This window comes from Pseudomonas sp. IPO3778 (assembly GCF_013386825.1).
Classification (GTDB): domain Bacteria; phylum Pseudomonadota; class Gammaproteobacteria; order Pseudomonadales; family Pseudomonadaceae; genus Aquipseudomonas.
Genome location: NZ_JACARC010000061.1, coordinates 34,995 through 56,641 on the forward strand (window position 1 = coordinate 34,995; position 21,647 = coordinate 56,641).

Genomic DNA, 21,647 nt, shown 5'->3' on the forward strand with positions numbered 1-21,647 from the left:
CACTGCACGCCTGAACGGCCGGCAACCCACTGATTTTATTGATCATTGGATTCAGGCACGACTCCTGCAATTACTCCAGTATCTCTCTGGAGCCTGGAGTCGGCCCATGTCAGCCCAACCCCAACACCCTGCCCACATCATCCGCTCGGACGCCGAGGCCATCGCCGTTGCCACCGAACTGGCCAAGCGTTTTGCCGTGGAAGCGGGTGTGCGTGACCGCGAGCGGCGCCTGCCGGTGGCCGAGCTCGACGAATTCTCTGCCAGCGGCCTGTGGGGCATCACCATTCCCAAGGCCTACGGCGGCGCCGGGGTGTCCTATGTGACGGTGGCCGAGGTGATCAAGCTGATCTCCGCCGCCGACCCGTCCCTGGGGCAAATTCCGCAAAACCACCTGGGCGTGGTGGACATCCTCCTGCAAACCGCCAGCGAGGAACAAAAGCAGCATTACTTCGCCAAGGTCTTGCAGGGCTACCGTTTTGGCAATGCCTTCTCCGAAGCCAAGAGCAAAAACGCCGGCACGTTTGACACCCAGGTTCGCTTTGACGGCGACAGCGCGTACATCAACGGCGAGAAGTTCTACTGCACCGGCGCGCTGTTCGCCCATATCGTGCCGGCAGTGGGGGTCAACGAAAAAGACCAGGCCTTCATCGCCTTTGTCGAACGGGATGCTCCCGGCCTGCAAGTGATCGACAGCTGGGACGGCTTCGGCCAACGCACCACCGCCAGCGGCGGCGTGACCCTCGACGGCGTGAAGGTGCCCCTGAGTGCGGTGATCCCTGCCCACCAAGCCTTCGATCAACCCACTGCCAACGGCCCGATTTCGCAAATCATCCAGGCGGCCGTCGACACCGGCATAGCCCTTGGTGCCCTGGATCAGGCCAAAATCTTCGCGCGCCAGGCCCGGCCCTGGATCGACAGCCAGCAGGATCACGGTTGGCAAGACCCGTTCACCATCGCCGCCATCGGCGATCTGGAATGGCGGGTGCACGGCACCGAAGCGATCCTCGCCAAGGCCGGTATTGCCGTCGACCAGGCCCTGGCCAACCCCAATGAAGACACGGTGGCCAACGCCTCCTTCGTCGTGGCCCAAGCCAAAGTGCTGTCGGCGGAAACCGCGCTGCTCGCCAGCAGCAAACTTTTCGAATTGGCCGGCACCCGCTCGGTGTCCGGCAAGCACAACCTCGACCGCTTCTGGCGCAACGCGCGCACCCACACCCTGCATGACCCGGCCCGCTGGAAATACCACCTGATCGGCAATTTTGTACTCAACGGCGTCAAGCCCGCACGCCATGCCTGGAACTGAGGAGCAGCATCCATGATCGCACTGAATCAGGCGCGCCAACTGCTGGAAAGCACCCGGCGTTTTGTCGATAAAAGTGATGACCCCTACGTGATCAGTCGCTTCGGTGATCTGCAGATTCGCGTGGACGTTGCGGCCGCCTTGTTTGAGCGGGCCGAAACCCACCCAAGTCCGGTGGCGCTTACCGAAGCGCAGATCGCGGCGGCCGAAGCCCTCATCGCCGCGAGCAATGCCGAATTCGAACTCACCGGCCAACGCACCGCATTGCCACCGACCCTCGATGACCCGTTGCGCTGGAAATATCAGATTGTCGGCAACTACCACCTCAACGGAGTGCTTTGATGTCCCGTGAAATCCGCTTGAACGCCTTCGACATGAACTGCGTTGGCCACCAGTCACCCGGCCTGTGGGCCCACCCGCGTGATCGCTCGTGGCAGTACAAGGACCTGGAATACTGGACCGACCTGGCGAAAATCCTTGAGCGCGGCAAGTTCGACGGCCTGTTTATCGCCGACGTACTGGGTATCTACGACGTGTACAACGGCAACGGCGACGCGGCGATTCGCCAGGCCACCCAAGTGCCGGTCAACGACCCCCTGTCGCTGATCGCACCCATGGCACTGGTCACCGAGCACCTGGGTTTTGGCCTGACGGCCTCGCTGTCCTTCGAACACCCGTACCCATTCGCCCGGCGCCTGTCCACCCTCGATCACCTGACCAAGGGGCGCGTGGGCTGGAACATTGTCACCTCGTACCTGGAAAGCGGCGCGAAGAACCTCGGCCAGAAAGCCCAGACCGAACACGACGCGCGCTACGACTACGCCGAGGAGTACCTGGAGGTGTGCTACAAACTCTGGGAAGGCAGTTGGGAAGAGGGCGCCGTGTTGCGCGACCGTGAGCGACGGATCTTCAGTGACCCGAGCAAAATCCACGAGATCCGCCACGTCGGCAAACACTTCCAGGTGCCTGGCATTCACCTCTGCGAGCCTTCGCCACAACGCACGCCCGTGCTGTACCAGGCCGGCGCCTCCAGCCGGGGCAAACAGTTCGCCGCCGAGCAGGCCGAGTGCGTATTCGTCGCCGCACCGTCGAAAGTGCTGCTGAAGAAAACCGTCGCCGATATCCGCCGGCGTGCAGCAGAAGCTGGGCGTGATCCGAAGAAAATCCTGATCTTCAACTTGCAGACCGTGATCGTGGGCGAGACCGACGCCAAGGCCAAGGCCAAGTTCGACGAATACAAATCCTACGTCAGCTACGAAGGCGCGATGGCCCTGATCTCCGGCTGGACCGGTATCGACTTCAGCCAGTTCAAGCCCGACGAGCCCCTCAAGCATGTGCACACCAACGCCATTCAATCGGCGGTGGAAGCGTTCTCCACCGCCGACCCGAACAAAGTCTGGACCCCGAACGAGCTGGCCGACTGGGTCGGCATTGGCGGCTTCGGGCCGTTGTTCGTCGGCGGCCCGGAAACCGTGGCCGACCTGTTGCAGGAATGGGTGGAAGAGACCGATGTGGATGGCTTCAACCTGGCCTATGCACTGACCCACGAGACCTTTATCGACGCGGTGGAGTTGTTGGTACCGGAGCTGCAGAAACGCGGGGTGTACAAGACCGAATATGCCAAGGGCACGCTGCGCGAGAAATTGTTCGGGGAAGGCGCACGTTTGCCGGACAATCACCCGGGTGCCAGCTATCGCGACCTTAAAGCCACAGCGATCTGACTGGAGAAACCGCATCAATGTGGGAGCTGGCTTGCCTGCGATAGCGGTGAGTCAGCTTGCATCTGTGTTGGCTGACACTCCGCTATCGCAGGCAAGCCAGCTCCCACAGGTGATCTTCATCAAGCCAACGACTTCGGCCAGCGGACCACCGCATGCTTGTTTCACCAATAGGAGGAACACCCTATGAGCGTGCGTGAACTTGAATTACCGCTGGAAGTGGAATGGCCCGCCGAACGGGTCACGGTGTTGCCCCAGGCCTTGGCGCAGTTGCACCACTGGGCGCAGGTGACCCCGCTGCACAATGCCCTGCGCCACAAGCACGACGGGCAGTGGTACGCCTGGCGCTGGATTGACGCCCTGCGCGACGTCGAGCGCCTGGCCGATGGCTTGCGTCAGCAGGGCTTTACCGCGGCGTCGAGACTGGCCCTCAGCGGTGCGTTTGAGCCGAACTTGTTGCTGCTGGCCCTGGCCGCCCAGTCCATCGGCGGGCAGATCCTGACCCTGGCCGATGACCTGGCGCCCGCTGCCTTGCAGCAACAGGTGTGGCGTATTCGACCTACCCACGTGTACGTCCATGGGCTCCCGCCGATGGCGACGGTGCAGCGGGTCGGCCCAGTGGACCTCTCACAGCGGCTGTGCCGCTGGTGGCAGCCTTCCGGCAAAACCGAACTGTGGAGCGAGGAGAGCACCCACTGGCAAGGCGGCCTGGCGGCGGTGCTGGCGCAATGGCTGAACAGCGGCCAGAGCCTGGGCTTCCCGCAGTCGGGCTGAGCTATTCGGGCCGAACTATGCGCCCCGGGTCGAAGTGCTGGATACTGCACGGGGCGATGTTTACGACATTTATTCAGGCACACAGTAAGGGCGCAATGTCATGAGTGAAACCGAACGCGGACAGGCGACGAGCGCCATTCGCAACGCTGATGTGCTGATCGTCGGCGGCGGCCTGAGCGGCACGATGCTGGCGGTGCAACTGCTGCGCCTGCCGGGCACGCGGCAGATCCTGGTGATCGAGCCGCGCCAGGAACTGGGGCGCGGCGAAGCCTACAGCGCGGTGGAGTTGGGCCACACCTTGAACGGCAACGCCGCCCGCATGAGCGTCGACCCGGACAACGCCGATGACCTGACCCAATGGCTGACCGCCTACATCGCCGGCGGTGGTTGGCCGGAGTCGGACCAGCAACACGTGCCCATCAGCGAACTGTTTCCGCCCCGGGGGATGTTTGGCCTGTACGCGCAGCAACGGCTGGCCGAGGCCAAGGCGCTGTCGGCCTCGACTGTCGAGCACGTCCGCGCCGAAGTGGTAGACCTTGAAGTGGATGAGCACGCCACGCTCCTCACCCTGAGTGATGGCCAGCAACTGCGCGGTGCCTTTGCGGTGTTGGCCACCGGCATGTTTCCGGCGGCACGCACGCCACAAACCGAGTCCAGCGGCTTGAATGCCGCCGCAGTCGACCCGTGGGATGTGCAGGCCATGACCCAACTGGACCCGCACGCCACCGTGCTGATCATCGGTTCCGGGCTGACCATGGTGGACGCCGTGGTGTCCCTGGAACAGGCCGGCCACCGCGGGCCCATCGAGATTTTTTCGCGCCACGGCCTGTTGCCCCATGTGCGCCGGCAACCACCGGCCTGGGTCGATTTTCTGGGTGAAGACCCTGGCCTGCGCAGCCCCCGGCAATTGCTGCGGGAAGTGCGGCGTCAATGCCGGCTCGCGCTGGCGCAGGGGATCGACTGGCAAGCGCCGCTGGACACGGTGCGGGCCCACATCGGGCGGTTGTGGAGCCAGGCCAGCGAGGGCGAGAAACGTCAGTTCGTGCGGCATGTTCGGCCCTGGTGGGAAAGCCATCACCACCGCTCACCGCCCTTGAGTGCCGAGCTGGTGGCGCGGTTGCACGGGGAAGGGCGCCTGCGGATTCAGGCGGCGTCGTACAAGGGGTTGGTACCTTCAGACGGTGAGGTGACGATTCGCCTGCGTCATCGTGGCGAGCAGGCCGTGGTACAGGTGTCGGGGGCGGCGCTGATCAACTCCAGCGGGATTGAATACGACTGGCGGCGCGTGGCCCGGCCGTTACCCCGGCAGTTGCTCAAGCGCGGGCTGATCCAGCCCGGGCCGTTGGCGTTGGGGATTGCGGCGGATGGGGCGGGGGCGGTGCTGGATGCTGAAGGGAATGTCAGCCAGCGGCTGTTTGCGATGGGCCCGCCGTTGCGTGGGATGTGGTGGGAAAGTACGGCGGTCACGGATGTGGCGATTCAGGCCAAGGCGTTGGCCGCCAGGTTGGCACACCTCTAAAATCTGGGAGCGGGCTTGCTGTGGTGAGGGGGCTTGTCCTGTGGCGAGGGGGCTTGTCCCCCGTTGGAGTGCGCAGCGCTCCCGCTTTTCTTGGGGCCGGTTCACCACAGATTGATGGGGCTGCTTCGCAGCCCAACGCGGGGCAAGCCCGCTCGCCACAGCAAGCCCGCTTACCACAGCAAACCCGCTCCCACATTTTGATCTTCATTCGCCTAGGGTTTGGGGTTCATGGCCCAACCTTTACAAACCCCGGCTTCAACCCAAACACCTCAACTCCCTGGGCCGTCGACTGCCCGGTGGTCACCGTCACCCGCTCCACCGGCTGATCCATCGCCGCCCGGTATTCCACGGTCATCCCCCCGTCCCCGCGCGTGATCGCCTGGGCCGGCACCACAATCGCCTGGTCATTGTTGTAGGTCACAATGGTCAACCGTGCACTCATCCCCAGCCGCACGCGTTGCAACTGCGGCGGCGTCAACTTGGGAATCGACAGGGTCACCGGAAACTGCGCACTGCCCTGGCTGTCGCTGGCAATCGCCAACCCGCTGACCACGCTGACTGACCCCGTCAGCCGCTCACCGTCAAACCCGTCGCCCATCACCTCCACCGCCTGGCCCTGGTGCAGTTGGTTGATGTCCAGTTCCGATACCTTGGCGACGATTTTCAGCTTCTCGATATTGGCCAGCCCAAACAGTACCTGGCCCTGGTTGACCTTGCTCCCGGCCTGCACCGGTACGTTGTTGTTCCCGCCGCCCTGAGACGACGAATTACTGCCCGGCGCCGGCACCACGATGCCGGAGAACGGGGCCTTGACTTCCTTGCCATCGAGCAGGGTGCGCAGGGCGTCATATTTCACCGTGGCATTGGTCAGCTCCATATCGGCGATCTGCCGGTATTCGCCCTTGCCTTGTTCGGTCGCCTGTTGCAGTTCGCCGCGGGCGGCCACCAGGTCGAGTTGTTGCTGGGCGGTCTGCTGTTTCAGGTCGTCGAGTTCGTTGCGCGGGATGATGCCGCGCTTGAACAGGTTTTCACTTTCGGTGAGTTTGCGCTGGGTGTTGCTGGCGGTCATTTCGGCGGTGCGCAGGCTGCGGCGGGCGCGGCCGACTTGCGGGCCGCTGTCCCAGTCCTGCATTTCCTGCACGGTGCGCCGTGCCTTGAGTTGCGCCGAGAGGGCGTCGCGCAATTGCACCTCGAGGGTGGCCGGGTCCATGCGCAGCAGCACCTGGCCGGCTTCCACCCGCTGGCCCTGTTCCACCAGGTTGGCCTGCACATTGCCGTCGAACGGCGCGGTGAGGGTTATGGTGGTGTCGGGCTCGATCTTGCCCACCAGGCCGATCTGGTGCACCAGCGGGTCGGCCTTCACCGCCAGCCATTGCTCGGCGTTGCCGGGCGGGTTCGCGGCCGGGCTTTGGCGGCTGAACAGCGTGATGCCCACTGCGGCCACCAGCACCATCAACGCGGCCGCCAACAGGCGTTTTTTATTAGTAGTCATTGAGGGCGATTTCCCAACTTTCCAGCGTCATGCCCAGGGTCAAGTCGAACTGAGTCTGGGCGTTCAAATAGGCAATCAGCGCATTGAGCCGCGAGTTCTCGGCGTTGCGCAGGTCGGTTTCGAAACTCAGTACCTGGAAGTTGGTGGAGCGCCCGGCGCTGAGTTTTTCCCGTTCGATCTCGATCTTGCGCTTGGACAACTCCACGGCGCGCTGGGAGATTTCGTACTGCCGCCAGCGGGTGCCCAGGTCGCGCACCACATCGTTGACGTCACGCTCCAGTTGCTGGCGGGCGTCGGCGATGATGATTGCCTGGTTTTCCACGTCGACCCGCGCGTGCACCTCGGCCTGGCGGGTGCTGATATCGCCGATGGGGATCTGCACCTGCACGCCGGCATAGCTGTCCCAGCGCCGGTTATTCGAGTAGCCGTTATCGTCGTTGGTGGCGGCGCGAATCTGATTGGCGCCAGCCACCAGGTCCACTTGCCAGCGCCCGGAGTCTTTGGCGATCACCAGGTTGAGGTCGGCCTGCTGGCTGCCGAGCAGGGTGGCGAGGTATTCCGGTTGCTGGTTCTGCGCCAGGACGAAGGCCTGGCGCTTGTCGATGTCCATGCGCTTGGCTTCAAGGGCCTCGGTGGCTCGGATCGGCGTCGACAGGTCGAGGGCCAGCAGGCGCAGCAGGGCCAGGCGGCTAGTGTCCAGTTGGTTCTGGGCTTCTTCCACCCCCAGTTGCTGGGTGGCGATGTCGGCTTCGGTCTGCACAATCTCGAACTCGGCCATGCGCCCGGCACTGATCAGCGCCTTGTTCACTTCCAGCAACGTGTCGGAACGCTTGAGGGCGTCCTGGACGATGCTCAACTGTTCCTGGGCCCGCAGCAATTCGCGGTAGGTGGCGATGATGTTGCTGATGGTCTGCGCCACGTTGGCCTTGAGGTTCAGGCGGTTGGCCTGTTCCGACAGGCGTGACAGCCGCAGCGGGGCGGTGGTGGCGTCCCAGCCGGCGCCGCGCATCAGGGGCTGGATCACCGACAGGTCAAGGCCATCGCTGCGGTAGCGCCCGGCACGGTCGGCGTTGTTCAGTTGCTGGGTCCAGTTCATGCTCAGGCGCGTGCCGTACTCGCCGAGCAAGGTGGCATTGGGCGCCAGGTTGGCATTGCGGGCATTGTCGTCGCTGCCTTTGGTGGCGCGGTAGTAGCTGTTCAGGGTCAGCTTGGGGTTGAAGGTGTCTTCGGCCACCCGCAGGTCGAACTTCTGCGCCACCCGTTGCAGGTACGCGCTGCGGATCGCCGGGTTGTTGCGCAGGCCCAGGTACACCGCATCGCCCAGGGTCAGGGTGGTGGACTGGGCATTCAGCGATACGCTGTGTTCATAACCACTGCGGGTGGTGCTGGGCGCCGAGGGGCGAATCACCACATCGGCGGCCACGCTGTGCAGGCTCACCAGGGCCATCCATAACAGCAGCCGTTTATTCATCGCGCAGGGCCTCCACCGGTTGCAGCCGCGAAGCCGACACGGCCGGGTAGATCCCGAAAAACAACCCCACCAATAACGTGCTGCCTACCCCGAGCGGCAACGCGGCGGCCGCCAGGGAAAACTGCCAGCCCGACAGCCAGGCATACAGGTACGCGGCGGTCATGCCCAGCACCGCGCCGCAGACGGCACCCACGGCGGTCAGGGTCACAGCTTCCAGCAGGAACAGGTTGCGGATGTCCCGTTGGCGCGCACCCAGGGCCATGCGAATCCCGATTTCCCGGCGCCGCTCCGAGACGTTCATCAGCATCACGTTCATCACCCCCACGCCACCCCCCACCAGGGAAATCGCGCCCAGGGCCAGCAGCAGGTAAGCAAAGGTGCGGCTTTGCCGGGTCATGCCATCGATCATTTGCTGGGGCACCTGAATGTCGACGTCGTGGTCGGTGAGTTGGGCGCGCAGTGCCACGGCAGCATCCTGGGCAACGCGTTCCATGTCCTGGCCAGGAGTGGCGCGGATAATCACGTTGCCGATTTGCGGGCTGGCGTAGATCCGGCGCATGCCCGGGGCGGGCACGAACAGCGAGTCGTTGGCCTGCACCGGGATCAGCATCGCCCGGGGCTGGTTGCGCAAAATGCCCACCACCAGGAACAGGTAGTCATTGATGCGCACCCGGTCGCCCAGTTGCAGCGGGTCGCCCGGCGCGCTCAGGGCCTGGACGATCCGTTCACCGACGACCGCATAGGTTTCCCCCGCGTCGAAACCCGACAGAAAGCGCCCGTCGCGCACCGACAGGCGCATGGCGTCCTTCACGTCTGGGGTACTGCCGACGAAGCTGGCGTTGAAGGTGCGCCCATGGAACACCACCGGCCCGCTGAACAGCGACACCGCGCCGATATAGGCGATGCCGGGCACGCTGCGGCGCACGGCGTCCAGGTCCAGGCTGGCGGGCATCTGCGCGGTGCTGGCGCCTTTGGGCGGGAATTGCGCCACCAGGGTGTCGGTGCCCATGTCTTTGAAAATCATCGCCGCGTCTTCGGCGGCGTTGTGCCCGATATTGATCAGCGCCACCACCGAGGAGCTGCCGATGACGATGCCCAGCAAGGCCAGGATCGAGCGCTTGCCCAGGGTGCGCAGGCTGACAAACGCCTCGTGCAGCAATTGGCTCAGGCTTTGTTCGACCCGCAGGCTCATAGGCGCCCGGCCTCTTGCACCACACCATTGCGCACCAGGATCTTGCGGTTCAGGCGCTCGGCAATGTGCGGGTCATGGGTGACGATAATCAGCGTCACCTGCTGGTCGCGGTTGAGCGCCAGCAGCAGGTCCATGATCTCCTGGGCGGTGGTGCTGTCGAGGTTGCCGGTGGGTTCGTCGGCGAGGATCACCGAGGGATTGCCGACCAGGGCGCGGGCGATGGCTACCCGCTGGCGCTGGCCGCCGGACAGGTCGGCCGGGCGATGGTGGGCGCGCTCGGCCAGGCCCACCTGGTCGAGCATGCGCAGGGCTTGCGCCACCGAGTCATGCCGGGACACGCCGCGGTAGCTCAGGGGCAGGGCGACGTTGTCCAGGGCGCTGAGGCGCGGCAGCAGGTTGAAGCTTTGAAAGACGAAACCGATCTGCTGATTGCGGATCGCCGCCAGTTGGTCGGGGCTGGCGCTGAAAATGTCATGGCCGGCAAACCGGTAGTGGCCGCAGTCGGGCAGGTCGAGCAGGCCGAGAATATTGAGCAGGGTACTTTTGCCGGAACCGGAGGCACCGAGGATGCCGCAGCTGTCACCGGTGTCGATGGTCAGGCAGACGTCATTGAGGATAGACAGGTGTTGACCGGCCAGCTGATAGCTTTTGCCGATGCCTTGCAGGGAGATGAAGCCTGGGTGCGCGGGGGTCTCTGTCATCATGACTACGCCTGCAGCCTCGACAGCGCCGTGGATCCCCTGAAAACTCTTGTAACAAGTTCAGGGGCTGCCGGGTACGCGTCACGGACTGGTTTTATTTCTTGTTTTTAAAATATTGTTTGAATACTAACCGCGATCCAGCGGTTCCGCCAGCCATGGATATAGAGCGGTTTTACCCTTTGAAACGATTCTTTCAGGGGGCATTTCGGGCGCTCAAAAACACCTTCGACTACCCTCAATGAGCCCGCCGGTGCTGGCTTTGGTTTGTATGGCGTAGTGTCACTACTTGCTTTCGGGCAGCCGCCCCGGTATAAAAAATCAAATTATTTTTTAAAACATTATTTCCGCAGTGGAACCTCAGCCCCTATGGTCGCGAAGAAACTCAGCGCTCCAAACGTTACCAAGACTCGATTGCTGGATGCGACAGAGGCTCTTTTCATCAAATACGGCTATGACGCTGTTTTGTTGCGGCAGATAACCGAGAGGGCCCAGGTCAACCTCGCTGCGGTGAATTACCACTTCGGGGACAAGGATTCCCTGATGAAAACCCTGCTGATGCAGCGCCTGGAGCCGCTCAACGAGCAGCGCCTGGAGTTGCTCGCCCGGTGCGAAGCCGAATCCGATGGCCCGCTGGACTGCGACACCTTGCTTGGCGTGCTGTTCGCCCCGGCCATGGGCTTGGAGCGCAGCGACCCGGCGAGTGGGGAAGGGCGTTCGTTCATTCGTTTCCTGGGCCGGGTGTACAGCGATACTTCGCCGTTTATCCAGGAATACCTCAAGGTGCATTACCAGCCGGTGTTCCAGCGTTTCTTTGAAGCGTTCGCCCTGGCGCTGCCGGATTTGCCGCGCAACGAATTGGGGGTGCGCCTGCAATTTGCCCTCAAGGCGATTTCCGGGGTGATGGCCGGCACCGAGCTGCGCTTGCTGATGAACTCCATGAGCCTGGGACGGCCGGCGACAGATGCCGAGGTGATGGCCAAGCTGATTACCCTGGTGTCGGCGGCGATTCGCGTGCCGCAGCAGAGCCCGGAAGCTGAAACGGCGCTGGCGCGGGTGCTGGATACCCAGCGCGCGATCCGTGAGCAGGCAGCGTCGCCCGGTGACAAGGTGGCTCGCTGATCCATCAAGACCGGCTCGCAATGAGCCGGTCTGTCTCTGCACCCTCTATACAAACAACCTTGCGAACACTCAAATCCCGGGCAAAAAAAACCCGCTGGGGCGGCGGGTTTTTAAGTGCAACGTTTGTAACGGATGAGGCTTCACACTACGGTTCAGGATGTGAACAAAACGTGAAAAATATGTAAGGAAAAGTGTGAATGTACGAGGTTTGTGTTGACTGGGATTTTTCTGAAAAAGCTCGTCGACTGTTGCCATTCGTCGCTACTGTCAATTCTGACAGGTAGACGCTCAGAGGGGCCGGGTGTTTGATTTCTTCAGTCGCGTGTTCTGTCTGCACGCCATTGAACCTGGAGAATGATGATGTCGACCAAGCTCGCCGTTCCAAAGGAAACCAGCAAGGCAAAGAAACCTGTCACGTTCGAAAAGCTGATTGATGGCAAGACAGTGACAGTTGTTGAAGATCTGGACCCCCCCTATATCTCACCTCAAGAGGTCAGGCCTGTAGAGGGCGCCGCGTACGGCCTGGGTATCGTGCACCTCACCGATGGCCTGACCTTTGTATTTGAACGTTGGACGGGCCTGAGGGCGGGCGACGAGTGCCGGGTGTATGCAAACGGTACTTTCCTGGGGGGGCATACGGTAGATCCGTTAGAGGTTACCGACCAGCGATTCTTCGTAACCATCCCCCGAGGCAACGTGGAGTTGGGTTTTGTGCCCAATGTCTATGGCGAGGTCATCCGGATTAGCCCTGGTACTCCCAGCACTTCGCCTCCTCAAACCGTATTTATCAAGGACACGCGCCCGGGCGGGATCGATCAACGGCCTGATCAGAAGTGGCACTCCAACTTGATCCTGACCTTATCGGAAACGTTCATTGATGCCGGCGTGGCCGCAAGGGGCGTGACGGCGACGATCAAGGCGTATCCCGAAATGCGGGTCAACGATGTGCCAATCTTTTTTTGGGGCGGGTATCAGTACCCGCTTCCGCCAATTACCGCGGCCCAGGTGGGGTATGACCTGGTGTTTACAATTACCCCGGAGTTTATCGAGGCCGCGGGTTCGGGCGAGTTTGTGGTGCAATTTTACCTGCTGGATGAAGTGAGAAATCGCTCCGGCGAAGAGTACCCCTGGTGTAAGCCCGTACCTGTCAATGTAGATCTGGACAAGCTTCTGCTGCCGGAGCCCGAAATTGTCGAGGCTGATCCGGTGACCCTGGTACTGGACGTTGATCTTTTGGGCAGGAACACAGCTACCGCATCGGTATTTGTTGCGCGCACTGATCCCAACTTTCAGGCCGGTGATTTCATCCGGATGATCGTGCAAGGCACCACCGATGATGGTGAACTCGTCCGTTTGACCCTCCGGGAGGAAATGATCCGTGGGTACAACGACTTCTCGATCCGCAACGACTTTGTCAGGTCCCTTTTGCGCAGCACCATGACCGCCTATTACGTGCGGGAGCGGGTGGGGGTGGACGATCTGCGCTCAAGAGCAACGACGGTCACGATTGCAGGTACGTTCTACGAATTGCCCAGGCCCAGTGTCCGGGAGGCCCATGGTCCTTTTATCGCTCCGGACCTTGAACGCATTACCGTGGAAATGCCCGATTACCAACCGCCGGGGGATCCGGGCGATACCCTGGCTGTCAACTTCGTTGGGTACCATGTGGACGGCAGTTTAGAGCGGTATGCGACGTCGCGTCTCGCCGGGTCGCATCCGCGAACCCGTGATTTTTCGAACGCCGAGTACACGCCCTTCGAGGGCTTGCGTGACACCAATGTTTACTATGTTGTCACTGGCGACACCGGTGTCCGGGAATCGGACCGCCGGTACGTACAGATTGGCCGCCCCGCCCGAGACTTGCCGGCACCGACTATCCATGAGGCGCTCAACGGCAATATCGACCCCACGACCGTGGGCAGTACGGGGACGCTTGAGCTGCCTACGGACTTCAAGCTAGGCGATATTGTTATTATCAAATACACCGGCTCGATCACTGGGGATAGCCTGTATACATACAGGTTATCCCAGGACGCAGCCCCGCTGCTTGTCGATATTCCCCGGCAGTTAATCCTCGACAATATCGACGGCACCTTGACGGTCAGCTATGTGCGTGACCGTGGCGACCTCCACCAGATATCCGAGGAACTGCTGGTAACGATCGGAACGGCATTGGGCGAATTGTTTTTGCCCGAAGTCACACAAGCCACGACCGAACCCGACGAACTCGACCCCGCGCGCACTTCGGACGGTGCGACGGTGCGGTGCCGGTATGAGTTCATCAAGCGCAACGACGTAGTGGTAGTGCATTGGCGCGGGTTGCCTGGCGCGGGTAGCTACCAGACGGAGGTGCGCGATCAAGTGGGTGAGTCTATCGACGTGACGGTCCCTCCTGAGGTCATAGGCTTCAACTTGCATCCATTGGGACGCGAGATCGAGGTGTCGTTTACGGTTATTCGTAACGGCTTTTTGACCGACTCGCCGATATTAAGCCTGCACCTGTTGCCACCGTTTAACCAGAAGGCAGCCTATCTCGAAAGTATTGGCGAGAGTGCCGTGATGCAAGTCGATTTGCTCCAGGACTTGGATCGAATCATCGTGGATCAGTGGGACTATGGCCACGAGGGGCAACGGGCGTGGCTTATGTTAAGCGGCACGTTCAATGACGATCGTCCCTATGATGAAGAAATCTTTCGCGGGCGTCTTGTCAGTGCGCAGGAAGCGGCCAACGGAGTTTCCAGCTTTGCCCCGGTCTCTCGCTTGCGTTTGCTGAAGGACTTGACCGAGTTGAGGTTCCTGTTCGGTGTGACGTACAACCGCAGCGATAATGTCGCCGACATCGTATGGTTTAACACCAGGCATTACCTGGTTCAGTTGGAGAACAACACGTTCCCCCATCCTGAGATCCAGGAATCTACGCCTCCCTCGGGTCCGGATGTGTCGATTGACCCGATTGTGGTGCAGCATCGCTGCCAGGTACTGGTCAGCTACCCGGATATGAACAAGGGCGGAACAGACCGAATTACGTTGCACTGGTTCAACGCAGACGGTAGCACGGAGGATTTCGGGCCGCTGGATGGACTGGATGGCGGTACCGTGACGTTTAATATCCCGACTGATGTGGTGGCTGCCGGTGTCAACAGTGTAATTCACCTCCAATACACCGTTGAGCTTGGCAGAGGCGGCATGGGCTTTTCCGACGAGCAAACGGTCAGGGTGGATACCATCGGGGAAGTTGATCTACCACGTTTGCTGATTAACCATGAGCCCCACGGTGGAAGTTTCAACCCTCAAGCCTTGAGCGCGGATGCCATGGCGTCGTCGGCAAAGTGGCCGCTGAGTCTGGAAGGGCAGCGTGTCTGGGCTAGCGTGACAACTACCAGCCCAGGGATTGATCCCCTGATATTGCTGGAAAATCACCGGCTTACTGCAATACAGCAAGCCAATGGCCTGGCCAACATTCGGGTCAGTCGAGCCTGGTTGCTCAGCGTGCCGGACGGTGCCCGTATCACGGTGCACCTGAGGGTCACCTACGACCGCGGCGAAAATCCGGCGGGAGCTGTGACGTTCCCCAGCACGGAATACGCCATCAGGCTCGTCAACCCGCTGAACATCCAGCAAACCTCCGTTTCTCACTATGCATGGGTGTACCGGCTGGCAGGGTACCCCTCCGTCTTTCCCACCGTTACCACGGGTAACACGACGCAATTGCTAGTGTCTGGTGGCACTGGTCCCTATAACTACTCATCCGATAACAGCAATGTGGCGTCTGTCACCACTGGCGGGGCGGTCTCGTCTCGGGGTAATGGCGTGACGACCATCAGAGTGACTGACTCGTCGAGTCCGCCACAGGTCAGAACCATTACGGCTGTAATTACGAATGTGATATGGGTTCACTACCTCGGTATAGGAACCGAGGAGCAAATGTTTATTGCAGGTGATGACAGAAACCTTCAGTTGCCCAACCTGGATGAGTCACGGGTGATTCAGGAGTCGTATGCCGGTCGTTGGCCAATGCCAAATGGCTTCTACTGGACGCGTACGCTTCACAGTACGGTGAATGGCATTAGAGTCGTTTGGTTAAGGAATCTGTCGACGGGGGAAACGGGGTTTATCGGTACCATCGTGACTAACCGTTACCATGCTGTCGGGCTCGATTACAGTTTAAGGAGCAGTTAGCTGTAAACCAGCCTGAAAAAGGGACAGCTCTATTTAACCGTAGACTGTCCCTTTTTTGCTCACCCAACCTTGTACACACGGCCAATAAACTCCAAAAGGCACTCCACTCCCCCGTGCCGGCGCATCCTCCATCAAACAGTGCCCGGCATTTTCCACCATTGGCAGCACCGCCCCGGGAATGTCCCGCAGCCACAGCCGCTATGGGTGCAGGCGGGGCATCGCAGTTGATCAGATTTTCCAGTGGCTGGCAGTCTTGGCCAGGCGCTGTCGCATGTCATCAATGTTGGCGGCCAGTTGCAGGGTCAACAAACGGTAGCCGTCCAGCGCGTTGACCACCGGCACTTCAAGGGTCTGCTCGTGGGGCGTCGTATTGCTCGGCCGCTCCAGCCGTTCGGTCACCCCAGACTTCAAGGCCCGCGCCATGCCGATCAACTGCACCCGGATCTGCCGGTGCTCGCTCTTCAGTGCCACCTGCATCCGCGCCAGAGCGTCCTTGTCCTGTGGGTCGGGCCGGGTGTTGCCGAGGATCTCCAGGGTGCTGATGCACATGCGCAGGTGCCGCTGGATGATGTCCAACTCGGTCATGGAAATCCGCACTTCCTTGGACACCGAAGGCATCAGCGAACGCAGTTGCAGCATCGCCGCGTTCAAACGATTGAGCAGTTTCAGGTGCTCATCGTCAGTGACCGACTGGCCGCTGATGATCCGGCTGTAAATCGCCGCGCAGTCACGCAAGGCACTGGCCAGGTTGTAGCGCCAGGAATACACCGCATACAACGGCAGCGCGAAGGAAAACGCCAGGGCCAGGACGATGCCGATCAGGATGTCCACCGTGCGCCACAACCCATCCGACAGCGGGTTGTCACCATGGCCGGCGACGATAAACACGGTGATCGCCGACAGCAGCGCGATGTACCCGCCCTTGCCGATGGCGTGATAGGAAAAGAACCCACACACCACCGACATCAGCAGATAGGTCAACAGTGGCTGGCCCAGGTACGTCTCCTGCACCACCAACAGCAAGCCGACGCTGGCCCCGATCAACGTACCGTAGGCGCGTTCGACGGCTTTCTTGCCGATATTGCCGTGGTGCTGCAACCCGCCGATCACGATCAACATCGTCACCGAGGCCCACTCACCGTGGGGCAGGTTGATGCCCGTGGTGAGCAGGATCGTGGCGAGCAACCCAATGGAAACGCGCACCGCGTGGATCAACTTGGCGTGACGGTAGCGCCGGTACGGGTCCAGCAGCGGACGCAGCAAGCGGCGGGCGAAGAGGGGCAAGTGCAGGTTCATCAATCTGGATGTGGCCTCATCAGTAAGGATTCACGCGGTCAACCTGTGGGAGCGGGCTTGCTCGCGAAAGCGGTGCTTCAGTCAATACCTACAGTGACTGTTACACCGCCTTCGCGAGCAAGCCCGCTCCCACATTTTTAGAGCGGCGTTGTATTCAGAAAATATAGTCAGTGGTCAGAAAACTCGACGTGCGCTCATGCAGGATATCGCTGACCAGTTGCTTGTTGCTCGCCTGGAACTTGGTCGCCACCAGGGTACGGATCGAAAACACCCGCAACGCGTCATGTACCGACAGCGTGCCCTCGGCCGAGTTCTTGCGCCCGTTGAACGGGAAGCTGTCCGGCCCGCGCTGGCACTGGGCATTGATATTGATCCGGCCCACCTGGTTGGCGAACGCATCCACCAGCCGCCCGACCTCGCCCGGGTCGGTGCCGAAGATACTCAGTTGCTGGCCGAAGTCCGATTCCAGCACGTAGTCGATCACCGTCTCCAGATCGCGGTAAGGCACGATCGGCACCACCGGGCCAAATTGCTCCTCGTGGTACACGCGCATCTGCGGGTTCACCGGGTACAGCACCGCCGGGTAAAAGAACGAGCCACGGCTGGCGCCGCCATTCTCGTTCACCACCTTGGCGCCGTGGGCCAGGGCGTCGGTGACCAGGCCGCCCAGGTAATCCACCTTGCCCTGCTCGGGCAGCGGCGTCAGCGACACGCCGTCTTCCCAGGGCATGCCGGGTTTGAGGGTGGCCAGCTTGTGGTTGAATTTTTCGATAAAGCTGTCGACCACGTCTTCATGCACAAACAGGATCTTCAGCGCGGTGCAACGCTGGCCGTTGAACGACAGGGAACCGGTGACCGCTTCGCTGACTGCATTGTCCAGGTCGACCTGGGGCAGCACGATCCCCGGGTTCTTCGCATCCAGGCCCAGCGCCGCGCGTAGACGGTGCGGTTTTGGGTGCAGCTTCTTCAAATCGCTGGCGGCCTTGTTGGTGCCGATAAACGCAAAGATATCGATCTTGCCGCTGGCCATCAGGGCGCTGACGGTCTCGCGGCCGCTGCCATAGATCACGTTGATTACCCCGGCGGGGAAGCTGTCGCGGAACGCCTCCAGCAACGGGCGAATCAGCAACACGCCGAGCTTGGCCGGCTTGAACACCACGGTGTTGCCCATGATCAGCGCCGGGATCAGCGTGGTGAAGGTCTCGTTCAACGGGTAGTTGTAAGGGCCCATGCACAGCGCCACGCCCAGCGGCACCCGGCGGATTTGCCCGAGGGTGTCCTGTTCCAGCTCGAAGCGGCTGGAGCGGTGGTCGAGCTCCTTGAGGGCACTGATGGTGTCGGTGATGTAGTCGCAGGTGCGGTCGAACTCTTTCTGCGAGTCCTTGAGGTTTTTGCCGATCTCCCACATCAGCAGCTTCACCACCGCGTCGCGCTGCTCACGCATGCGGCGCAAAAAGGCTTCGACGTGCTGGATACGATCCGCCACGCGCATGGTGGGCCATGCGCCCTGGCCACGGTCGTAGGCGGCCACGGCGGCGTCGAGGGCGGTCAAGGCGGTATCGGCGTCCAGCAGCGGGGTGCTGCCGATGATCACCGGCGTGTCACCGTCGGCGCCGCGCAACTGCACCGGGCTGCGCACGTCGGCCAAGGGGCCGTGCCACACATGCAACTGGCCGCCCACCAGGTAATCACGTTGTTCAATGGGCGCGGCGAGCCGGAATTGCTCGGGAATCTCGGCGGCAGTGGGAAACAGCTGGGCGAGCAGGTTGTCGGTGGTCATGTCGCTACCCCTGGAGTGGTTGCAAAACGTGACTAGAGATTCACCCATCAACCGCCCGTGTGGCAAGGGCTAGACGCATTACGTCCAGAGGTGGCCCGCCAACAGGCCGCCGAACAGCGCCACCCCCAGCGCCGCGCCCACCTGTCGGGCGGCGTTGAGGGTGCCGGCGGCGATGCCGGCGCGGTGCTTGTCCACGGCCTCCATCAAGGCGCTGGTGGCCGCCGGGGTGATCAGCCCGGCGGCCAGGCCGATCACCGGCATCGGCAGGGCGACCCACAGGTAGGACGGGGTGGGGCCGTAGAGCAACAGCGGGCCGAAACCGGCCAGGTATAAAAGCAGCGCCCCGCCGATCAACCGTTGGCTGCCCCAGGCCCTGACCAGTCGGCCAGCGACCAGGCTGCCCAGGCTCACCAGTGCCGTCAGCGGCAGGAACGCCAGGCCCGTGCATAACGGTGAGTAACCCAACACCCGCTGGAAATACAGGCTCAGCAGAAACACCAGGCCGTAGAGCACCAGCGCCGATACCAGGGACACTGCCACACAGACGCTGAACACCGGATTGGCGAACAACGTGAGCGGCAGCATCGGCTGGGCCTGGCGGGTTTCAATCCAGATGAAGGCGCTCCAGGCCGCCACACTCAGCACGCCGGCCAACAGGATCGGCATGGAGGACCAGCCACGCACCGGGCCTTCGATCAGCACGCCAATCAACGTCGCCAGTGCCAGCATCGCGCTGAATTGCCCGCGCAGGTCCAGCACCCTTGGCGAGCGCTCGCTGGGGTTGAGCCGGGCACTCAAGGCAATCGCAACCAGCCCCAGCGGCAGGTTGGCAAGGAAAATACTGCGCCAGCCAAACAACTCGATCAGCACGCCGCCCAGCAGCGGCCCGGCGGCCATGGCGATACCGCCGCAACCCGCCCATACGCCAATGGCCGCTGCACGTCCGGCCGGGTCGGTGATATACGCCTGGTTGATCAGCGCCAGTGAGGCGGGCACCAACAACGCCGCGCCCACGCCTTGCAGCACCCGCGCCGCCACTAGGGTTGTCCAGTCGCCAGACACACCACACAGCACCGAGGCCAGGGTAAACAGCGCCAGGCCCAGCAGATAAAGACGCCGGGCGCCGAAGCGATCCCCCAGCGCACCGCCACTGAGCAGCAGGCTGGCAAAACTCAGGGTGTACGCGCTGACCACCCATTGCAGCCCGCTGATACCGGTGTGCAGCGTGGCAGCGATGCGCTCCAGGGCCACATTGACGATGGAGGTGTCGAGAATCACCAGCACATAACTGAGGCTGGTGGCGGCCAGTACCTGGCGTTGGGCGAGAAGAGGAGAGGGCATTGCGGGTTATCCGTGAAGAACCAGGGGACGAATCTAGCGCGGGCGCCCGCTTGGATGCTTCGACGGTGATCGAAACATGGCGTCGTCCGGTGCGCCTATACTGGCCCGGTCCTGCTGGAGACCTGCCATGCCCCTTGCCGCCAACTTTTCCGATGTCGCCGCCCTGATCGCCGAGCCTGCCCGTGCCGCGATCCTGCTGGCGTTGTTTGACGGCCGCGCGCTGCCGGCCGGCGAACTGGCCCACGCGGCCGGCGTCACCCCGCAGACCGCCAGTACCCACTTGGCCAAACTGTTGGCCGGTGGCTTGCTGACCTGCGAAACCCAGGGCCGGCACCGTTATTACCGCTTGGCCGGCGCCCATGTGGCGCGGGCCATCGAGTCCCTCAGTGTGATCACCCCGGTGCCGGCCAAACCCCTGGAGCGCCAGGCCCAGGGGCTGCGGTTTGCCCGCTGCTGCTACAACCACCTGGCGGGGCAACTGGGCGTCGCCGTCACCCAGGCCCTGGAGCATTGCGGTTATATCCTGGCGGTGGAAGACAAGCGCTACGAACTGCTGCCGGCCGGGGTGCAGTGGTTTACCGAGCTGGGCATCGACCTGGCGGCACTCAAACCCTCGCGCTTGGGAGCGGCGCAACAGTGCCTGGACTGGACTGAACGCACCCATCACCTGGCCGGGCCGCTGGGGGTACAGCTGCTGAAAGCCCTGTGCGAGGCCGACTGGCTGCGCCGCTCGAAAAGCTCCCGTGCGGTGTTGGTCACGCCCAAGGGCTGGGCGCAACTCAAGGCGCAGCTGGGCCTCGACCCGCGAAGCCTGGAAAACCTTGAGCACAACCGGGCACTGCCCGGGTAAACTGCGCGGCTATCTTGAAGGAGTTCACATGAGTCAGTACCAGCCGGGCATTCTTGCCGCACCGGTGCCGTTGCAGGCACGCCATCTGTTTTTTGCCATTGAGTCCCTGGAGGCTGTACCTGCCGCACTGGATGCGCTGGTGCAGCTGGCCGACGCCAATGCGGTGGTGGGTTTCGGTGAACCGCTGGTGAACGCCCTGGGTGCCCGGATTGACGGGTTGCGGGCGTTTCCTCCTGTGAGCGGGCCGGGGGCGGAGAATCCGTCGACCCAGCAGGCGCTGTGGGTCTGGCTGCATGGTGTGGATCGGGGTGAGTTGCTGTTGCGCAGCCGGGCGTTTGAAAAAGCCCTGGCGCCGGGGTTTGGTCTGGTGCAGATGACCGAGGGGTTCCGCTACAAGACCGGGTTTGACCTGACCGATTATGAGGACGGCACTGAGAATCCCCATGACGATGCCGCGGTTGATGCGGCGGTGGCGGAGGGGGGCGCGAGCTTTGCGGCGATTCAGCAATGGCAGCATGACCTGGATGGGTTTGCTGCTTTGCCGGCGGTGGAGCGGGATCACATTATCGGTCGGCGCCATGGCGATAACGAAGAGTTGGACGATGCGCCGGCGTCGGCGCACACCAAGCGTACGGCCCAGGAGAGTTTTACCCCTGAGGCGTTTGTGGTGCGCCGGTCGATGCCTTGGGCGGAGAATGGTCAGGCGGGGTTGATGTTCCTGGCGTTTGGGCATTCGTTTGATGCGTTTGAAGCGCAGCTGCGGCGGATGAGTGGGCTTGAAGATGGGATTGTTGATGGGTTGTATCGCATTAGTAAGCCGTTGACTGGGGGGTACTACTGGTGCCCGCCCGTGCGTGATGGGCGGGTGGATTTGGGTTTGGTTTTTTGAGGGTTATTGAGTACATATCCGTTGCT

Annotated in this window: 16 protein-coding genes; 9 read left to right on the forward strand and 7 right to left on the reverse strand. The window is 62.1% G+C overall.

Annotated features, from left to right (window positions below):
- Window positions 1–106: 106 nt before the first annotated feature.
- The 5 genes from HX855_RS27705 (at window position 107) to HX855_RS27725 (ending at window position 5,311) form a co-directional block, all read left to right on the forward strand.
- Window positions 107–1,303, forward strand: a complete 1,197-nt coding sequence (locus HX855_RS27705) for an SfnB family sulfur acquisition oxidoreductase (RefSeq protein WP_177085760.1) — start codon at window positions 107–109, stop codon at window positions 1,301–1,303.
- Between the two features lie 12 nt (window positions 1,304–1,315).
- Window positions 1,316–1,642, forward strand: a complete 327-nt coding sequence (locus HX855_RS27710) for an acyl-CoA dehydrogenase (protein WP_177085762.1) — start codon at window positions 1,316–1,318, stop codon at window positions 1,640–1,642.
- Window positions 1,642–3,021 (forward strand): LLM class flavin-dependent oxidoreductase, encoded by a 1,380-nt coding sequence (locus HX855_RS27715; protein ID WP_177085764.1) that lies wholly within the window; start codon window positions 1,642–1,644, stop codon window positions 3,019–3,021. The genes HX855_RS27710 and HX855_RS27715 overlap by 1 nt, the downstream gene beginning before the upstream one ends.
- A gap of 183 nt (window positions 3,022–3,204) precedes the next feature.
- A complete protein-coding gene (locus tag HX855_RS27720) occupies window positions 3,205–3,792 on the forward strand; it encodes an AMP-binding protein (protein ID WP_177085766.1) in 588 nt (195 codons plus the stop codon).
- A 100-nt stretch (window positions 3,793–3,892) separates the two neighbouring features.
- Entirely contained in the window at window positions 3,893–5,311 is a 1,419-nt protein-coding gene (locus tag HX855_RS27725; protein ID WP_177085768.1) for an FAD/NAD(P)-binding protein, read from the forward strand.
- A 226-nt stretch (window positions 5,312–5,537) separates the two neighbouring features.
- Here the strand turns inward: HX855_RS27725 and HX855_RS27730 are convergent, their stop codons facing one another.
- Genes HX855_RS27730 through HX855_RS27745 form a run of 4 tightly spaced genes read right to left on the reverse strand, consistent with a single transcriptional unit; the run spans window position 5,538 to window position 10,170 of the window.
- Window positions 5,538–6,803: an efflux RND transporter periplasmic adaptor subunit gene (locus HX855_RS27730; protein ID WP_177085770.1), complete on the reverse strand. Its 1,266-nt coding sequence runs from the start codon at window positions 6,801–6,803 to the stop codon at window positions 5,538–5,540.
- Window positions 6,793–8,274, reverse strand: a complete 1,482-nt coding sequence (locus HX855_RS27735; protein WP_177085772.1) for a TolC family protein — start codon at window positions 8,272–8,274, stop codon at window positions 6,793–6,795. The genes HX855_RS27730 and HX855_RS27735 overlap by 11 nt, the downstream gene beginning before the upstream one ends.
- The gene (locus tag HX855_RS27740) at window positions 8,267–9,466 is read right to left on the reverse strand and encodes an ABC transporter permease (protein ID WP_177085774.1); all 1,200 of its coding nucleotides are present in this window, start codon (window positions 9,464–9,466) and stop codon (window positions 8,267–8,269) included. The genes HX855_RS27735 and HX855_RS27740 overlap by 8 nt, the downstream gene beginning before the upstream one ends.
- On the reverse strand, window positions 9,463–10,170 hold the full coding sequence (locus HX855_RS27745; protein ID WP_177085776.1) for an ABC transporter ATP-binding protein: 708 nt from the start codon (window positions 10,168–10,170) through the stop codon (window positions 9,463–9,465). The genes HX855_RS27740 and HX855_RS27745 overlap by 4 nt, the downstream gene beginning before the upstream one ends.
- A gap of 363 nt (window positions 10,171–10,533) precedes the next feature.
- On the opposite strand from HX855_RS27745, the gene HX855_RS27750 reads away from it, so the two are divergent.
- Together HX855_RS27750 and HX855_RS27755 are read left to right on the forward strand one after the other, a co-directional pair.
- Complete coding sequence (locus tag HX855_RS27750) at window positions 10,534–11,286, forward strand: TetR/AcrR family transcriptional regulator (protein WP_177085778.1); 753 nt, start codon at window positions 10,534–10,536, stop codon at window positions 11,284–11,286.
- A gap of 360 nt (window positions 11,287–11,646) precedes the next feature.
- A complete protein-coding gene (locus tag HX855_RS27755) occupies window positions 11,647–15,465 on the forward strand; it encodes a hypothetical protein (protein ID WP_177085780.1) in 3,819 nt (1,272 codons plus the stop codon).
- A gap of 228 nt (window positions 15,466–15,693) precedes the next feature.
- On the opposite strand, the gene HX855_RS27760 is transcribed toward HX855_RS27755, so the two are convergent.
- From HX855_RS27760 to HX855_RS27770, 3 genes are all read right to left on the reverse strand, one after another.
- Window positions 15,694–16,755 (reverse strand): FUSC family protein, encoded by a 1,062-nt coding sequence (locus HX855_RS27760; RefSeq protein ID WP_177085789.1) that lies wholly within the window; start codon window positions 16,753–16,755, stop codon window positions 15,694–15,696.
- A 160-nt stretch (window positions 16,756–16,915) separates the two neighbouring features.
- A complete protein-coding gene (locus tag HX855_RS27765) occupies window positions 16,916–18,541 on the reverse strand; it encodes an NADP-dependent glyceraldehyde-3-phosphate dehydrogenase (RefSeq protein ID WP_177085782.1) in 1,626 nt (541 codons plus the stop codon).
- A gap of 78 nt (window positions 18,542–18,619) precedes the next feature.
- On the reverse strand, window positions 18,620–19,882 hold the full coding sequence (locus HX855_RS27770; protein WP_177085784.1) for an MFS transporter: 1,263 nt from the start codon (window positions 19,880–19,882) through the stop codon (window positions 18,620–18,622).
- 127 nt (window positions 19,883–20,009) lie between these two features.
- On the opposite strand from HX855_RS27770, the gene HX855_RS27775 reads away from it, so the two are divergent.
- Together HX855_RS27775 and HX855_RS27780 are read left to right on the forward strand one after the other, a co-directional pair.
- A complete protein-coding gene (locus tag HX855_RS27775) occupies window positions 20,010–20,732 on the forward strand; it encodes a helix-turn-helix transcriptional regulator (protein WP_177085786.1) in 723 nt (240 codons plus the stop codon).
- 28 nt (window positions 20,733–20,760) lie between these two features.
- Complete coding sequence (locus HX855_RS27780; RefSeq protein WP_177085788.1) at window positions 20,761–21,621, forward strand: Dyp-type peroxidase; 861 nt, start codon at window positions 20,761–20,763, stop codon at window positions 21,619–21,621.
- Window positions 21,622–21,647 lie beyond the last annotated feature (26 nt).

Bases quoted from the DNA above. Each gene is read 5' to 3' on its own strand.
- HX855_RS27705 (WP_177085760.1), top strand. From the start codon at position 107: ATGTCAGCCCAACCCCAACACCCTGCCCACATCATCCGCTCGGACGCC.
- HX855_RS27710 (WP_177085762.1), top strand. From the start codon at position 1,316: ATGATCGCACTGAATCAGGCGCGCCAACTGCTGGAAAGCACCCGGCGT.
- HX855_RS27715 (WP_177085764.1), top strand. From the start codon at position 1,642: ATGTCCCGTGAAATCCGCTTGAACGCCTTCGACATGAACTGCGTTGGC.
- HX855_RS27720 (WP_177085766.1), top strand. From the start codon at position 3,205: ATGAGCGTGCGTGAACTTGAATTACCGCTGGAAGTGGAATGGCCCGCC.
- HX855_RS27725 (WP_177085768.1), top strand. From the start codon at position 3,893: ATGAGTGAAACCGAACGCGGACAGGCGACGAGCGCCATTCGCAACGCT.
- HX855_RS27730 (WP_177085770.1), bottom strand. From the start codon at position 6,803: ATGACTACTAATAAAAAACGCCTGTTGGCGGCCGCGTTGATGGTGCTG.
- HX855_RS27735 (WP_177085772.1), bottom strand. From the start codon at position 8,274: ATGAATAAACGGCTGCTGTTATGGATGGCCCTGGTGAGCCTGCACAGC.
- HX855_RS27740 (WP_177085774.1), bottom strand. From the start codon at position 9,466: ATGAGCCTGCGGGTCGAACAAAGCCTGAGCCAATTGCTGCACGAGGCG.
- HX855_RS27745 (WP_177085776.1), bottom strand. From the start codon at position 10,170: ATGATGACAGAGACCCCCGCGCACCCAGGCTTCATCTCCCTGCAAGGC.
- HX855_RS27750 (WP_177085778.1), top strand. From the start codon at position 10,534: ATGGTCGCGAAGAAACTCAGCGCTCCAAACGTTACCAAGACTCGATTG.
- HX855_RS27755 (WP_177085780.1), top strand. From the start codon at position 11,647: ATGTCGACCAAGCTCGCCGTTCCAAAGGAAACCAGCAAGGCAAAGAAA.
- HX855_RS27765 (WP_177085782.1), bottom strand. From the start codon at position 18,541: ATGACCACCGACAACCTGCTCGCCCAGCTGTTTCCCACTGCCGCCGAG.
- HX855_RS27770 (WP_177085784.1), bottom strand. From the start codon at position 19,882: ATGCCCTCTCCTCTTCTCGCCCAACGCCAGGTACTGGCCGCCACCAGC.
- HX855_RS27775 (WP_177085786.1), top strand. From the start codon at position 20,010: ATGCCCCTTGCCGCCAACTTTTCCGATGTCGCCGCCCTGATCGCCGAG.
- HX855_RS27780 (WP_177085788.1), top strand. From the start codon at position 20,761: ATGAGTCAGTACCAGCCGGGCATTCTTGCCGCACCGGTGCCGTTGCAG.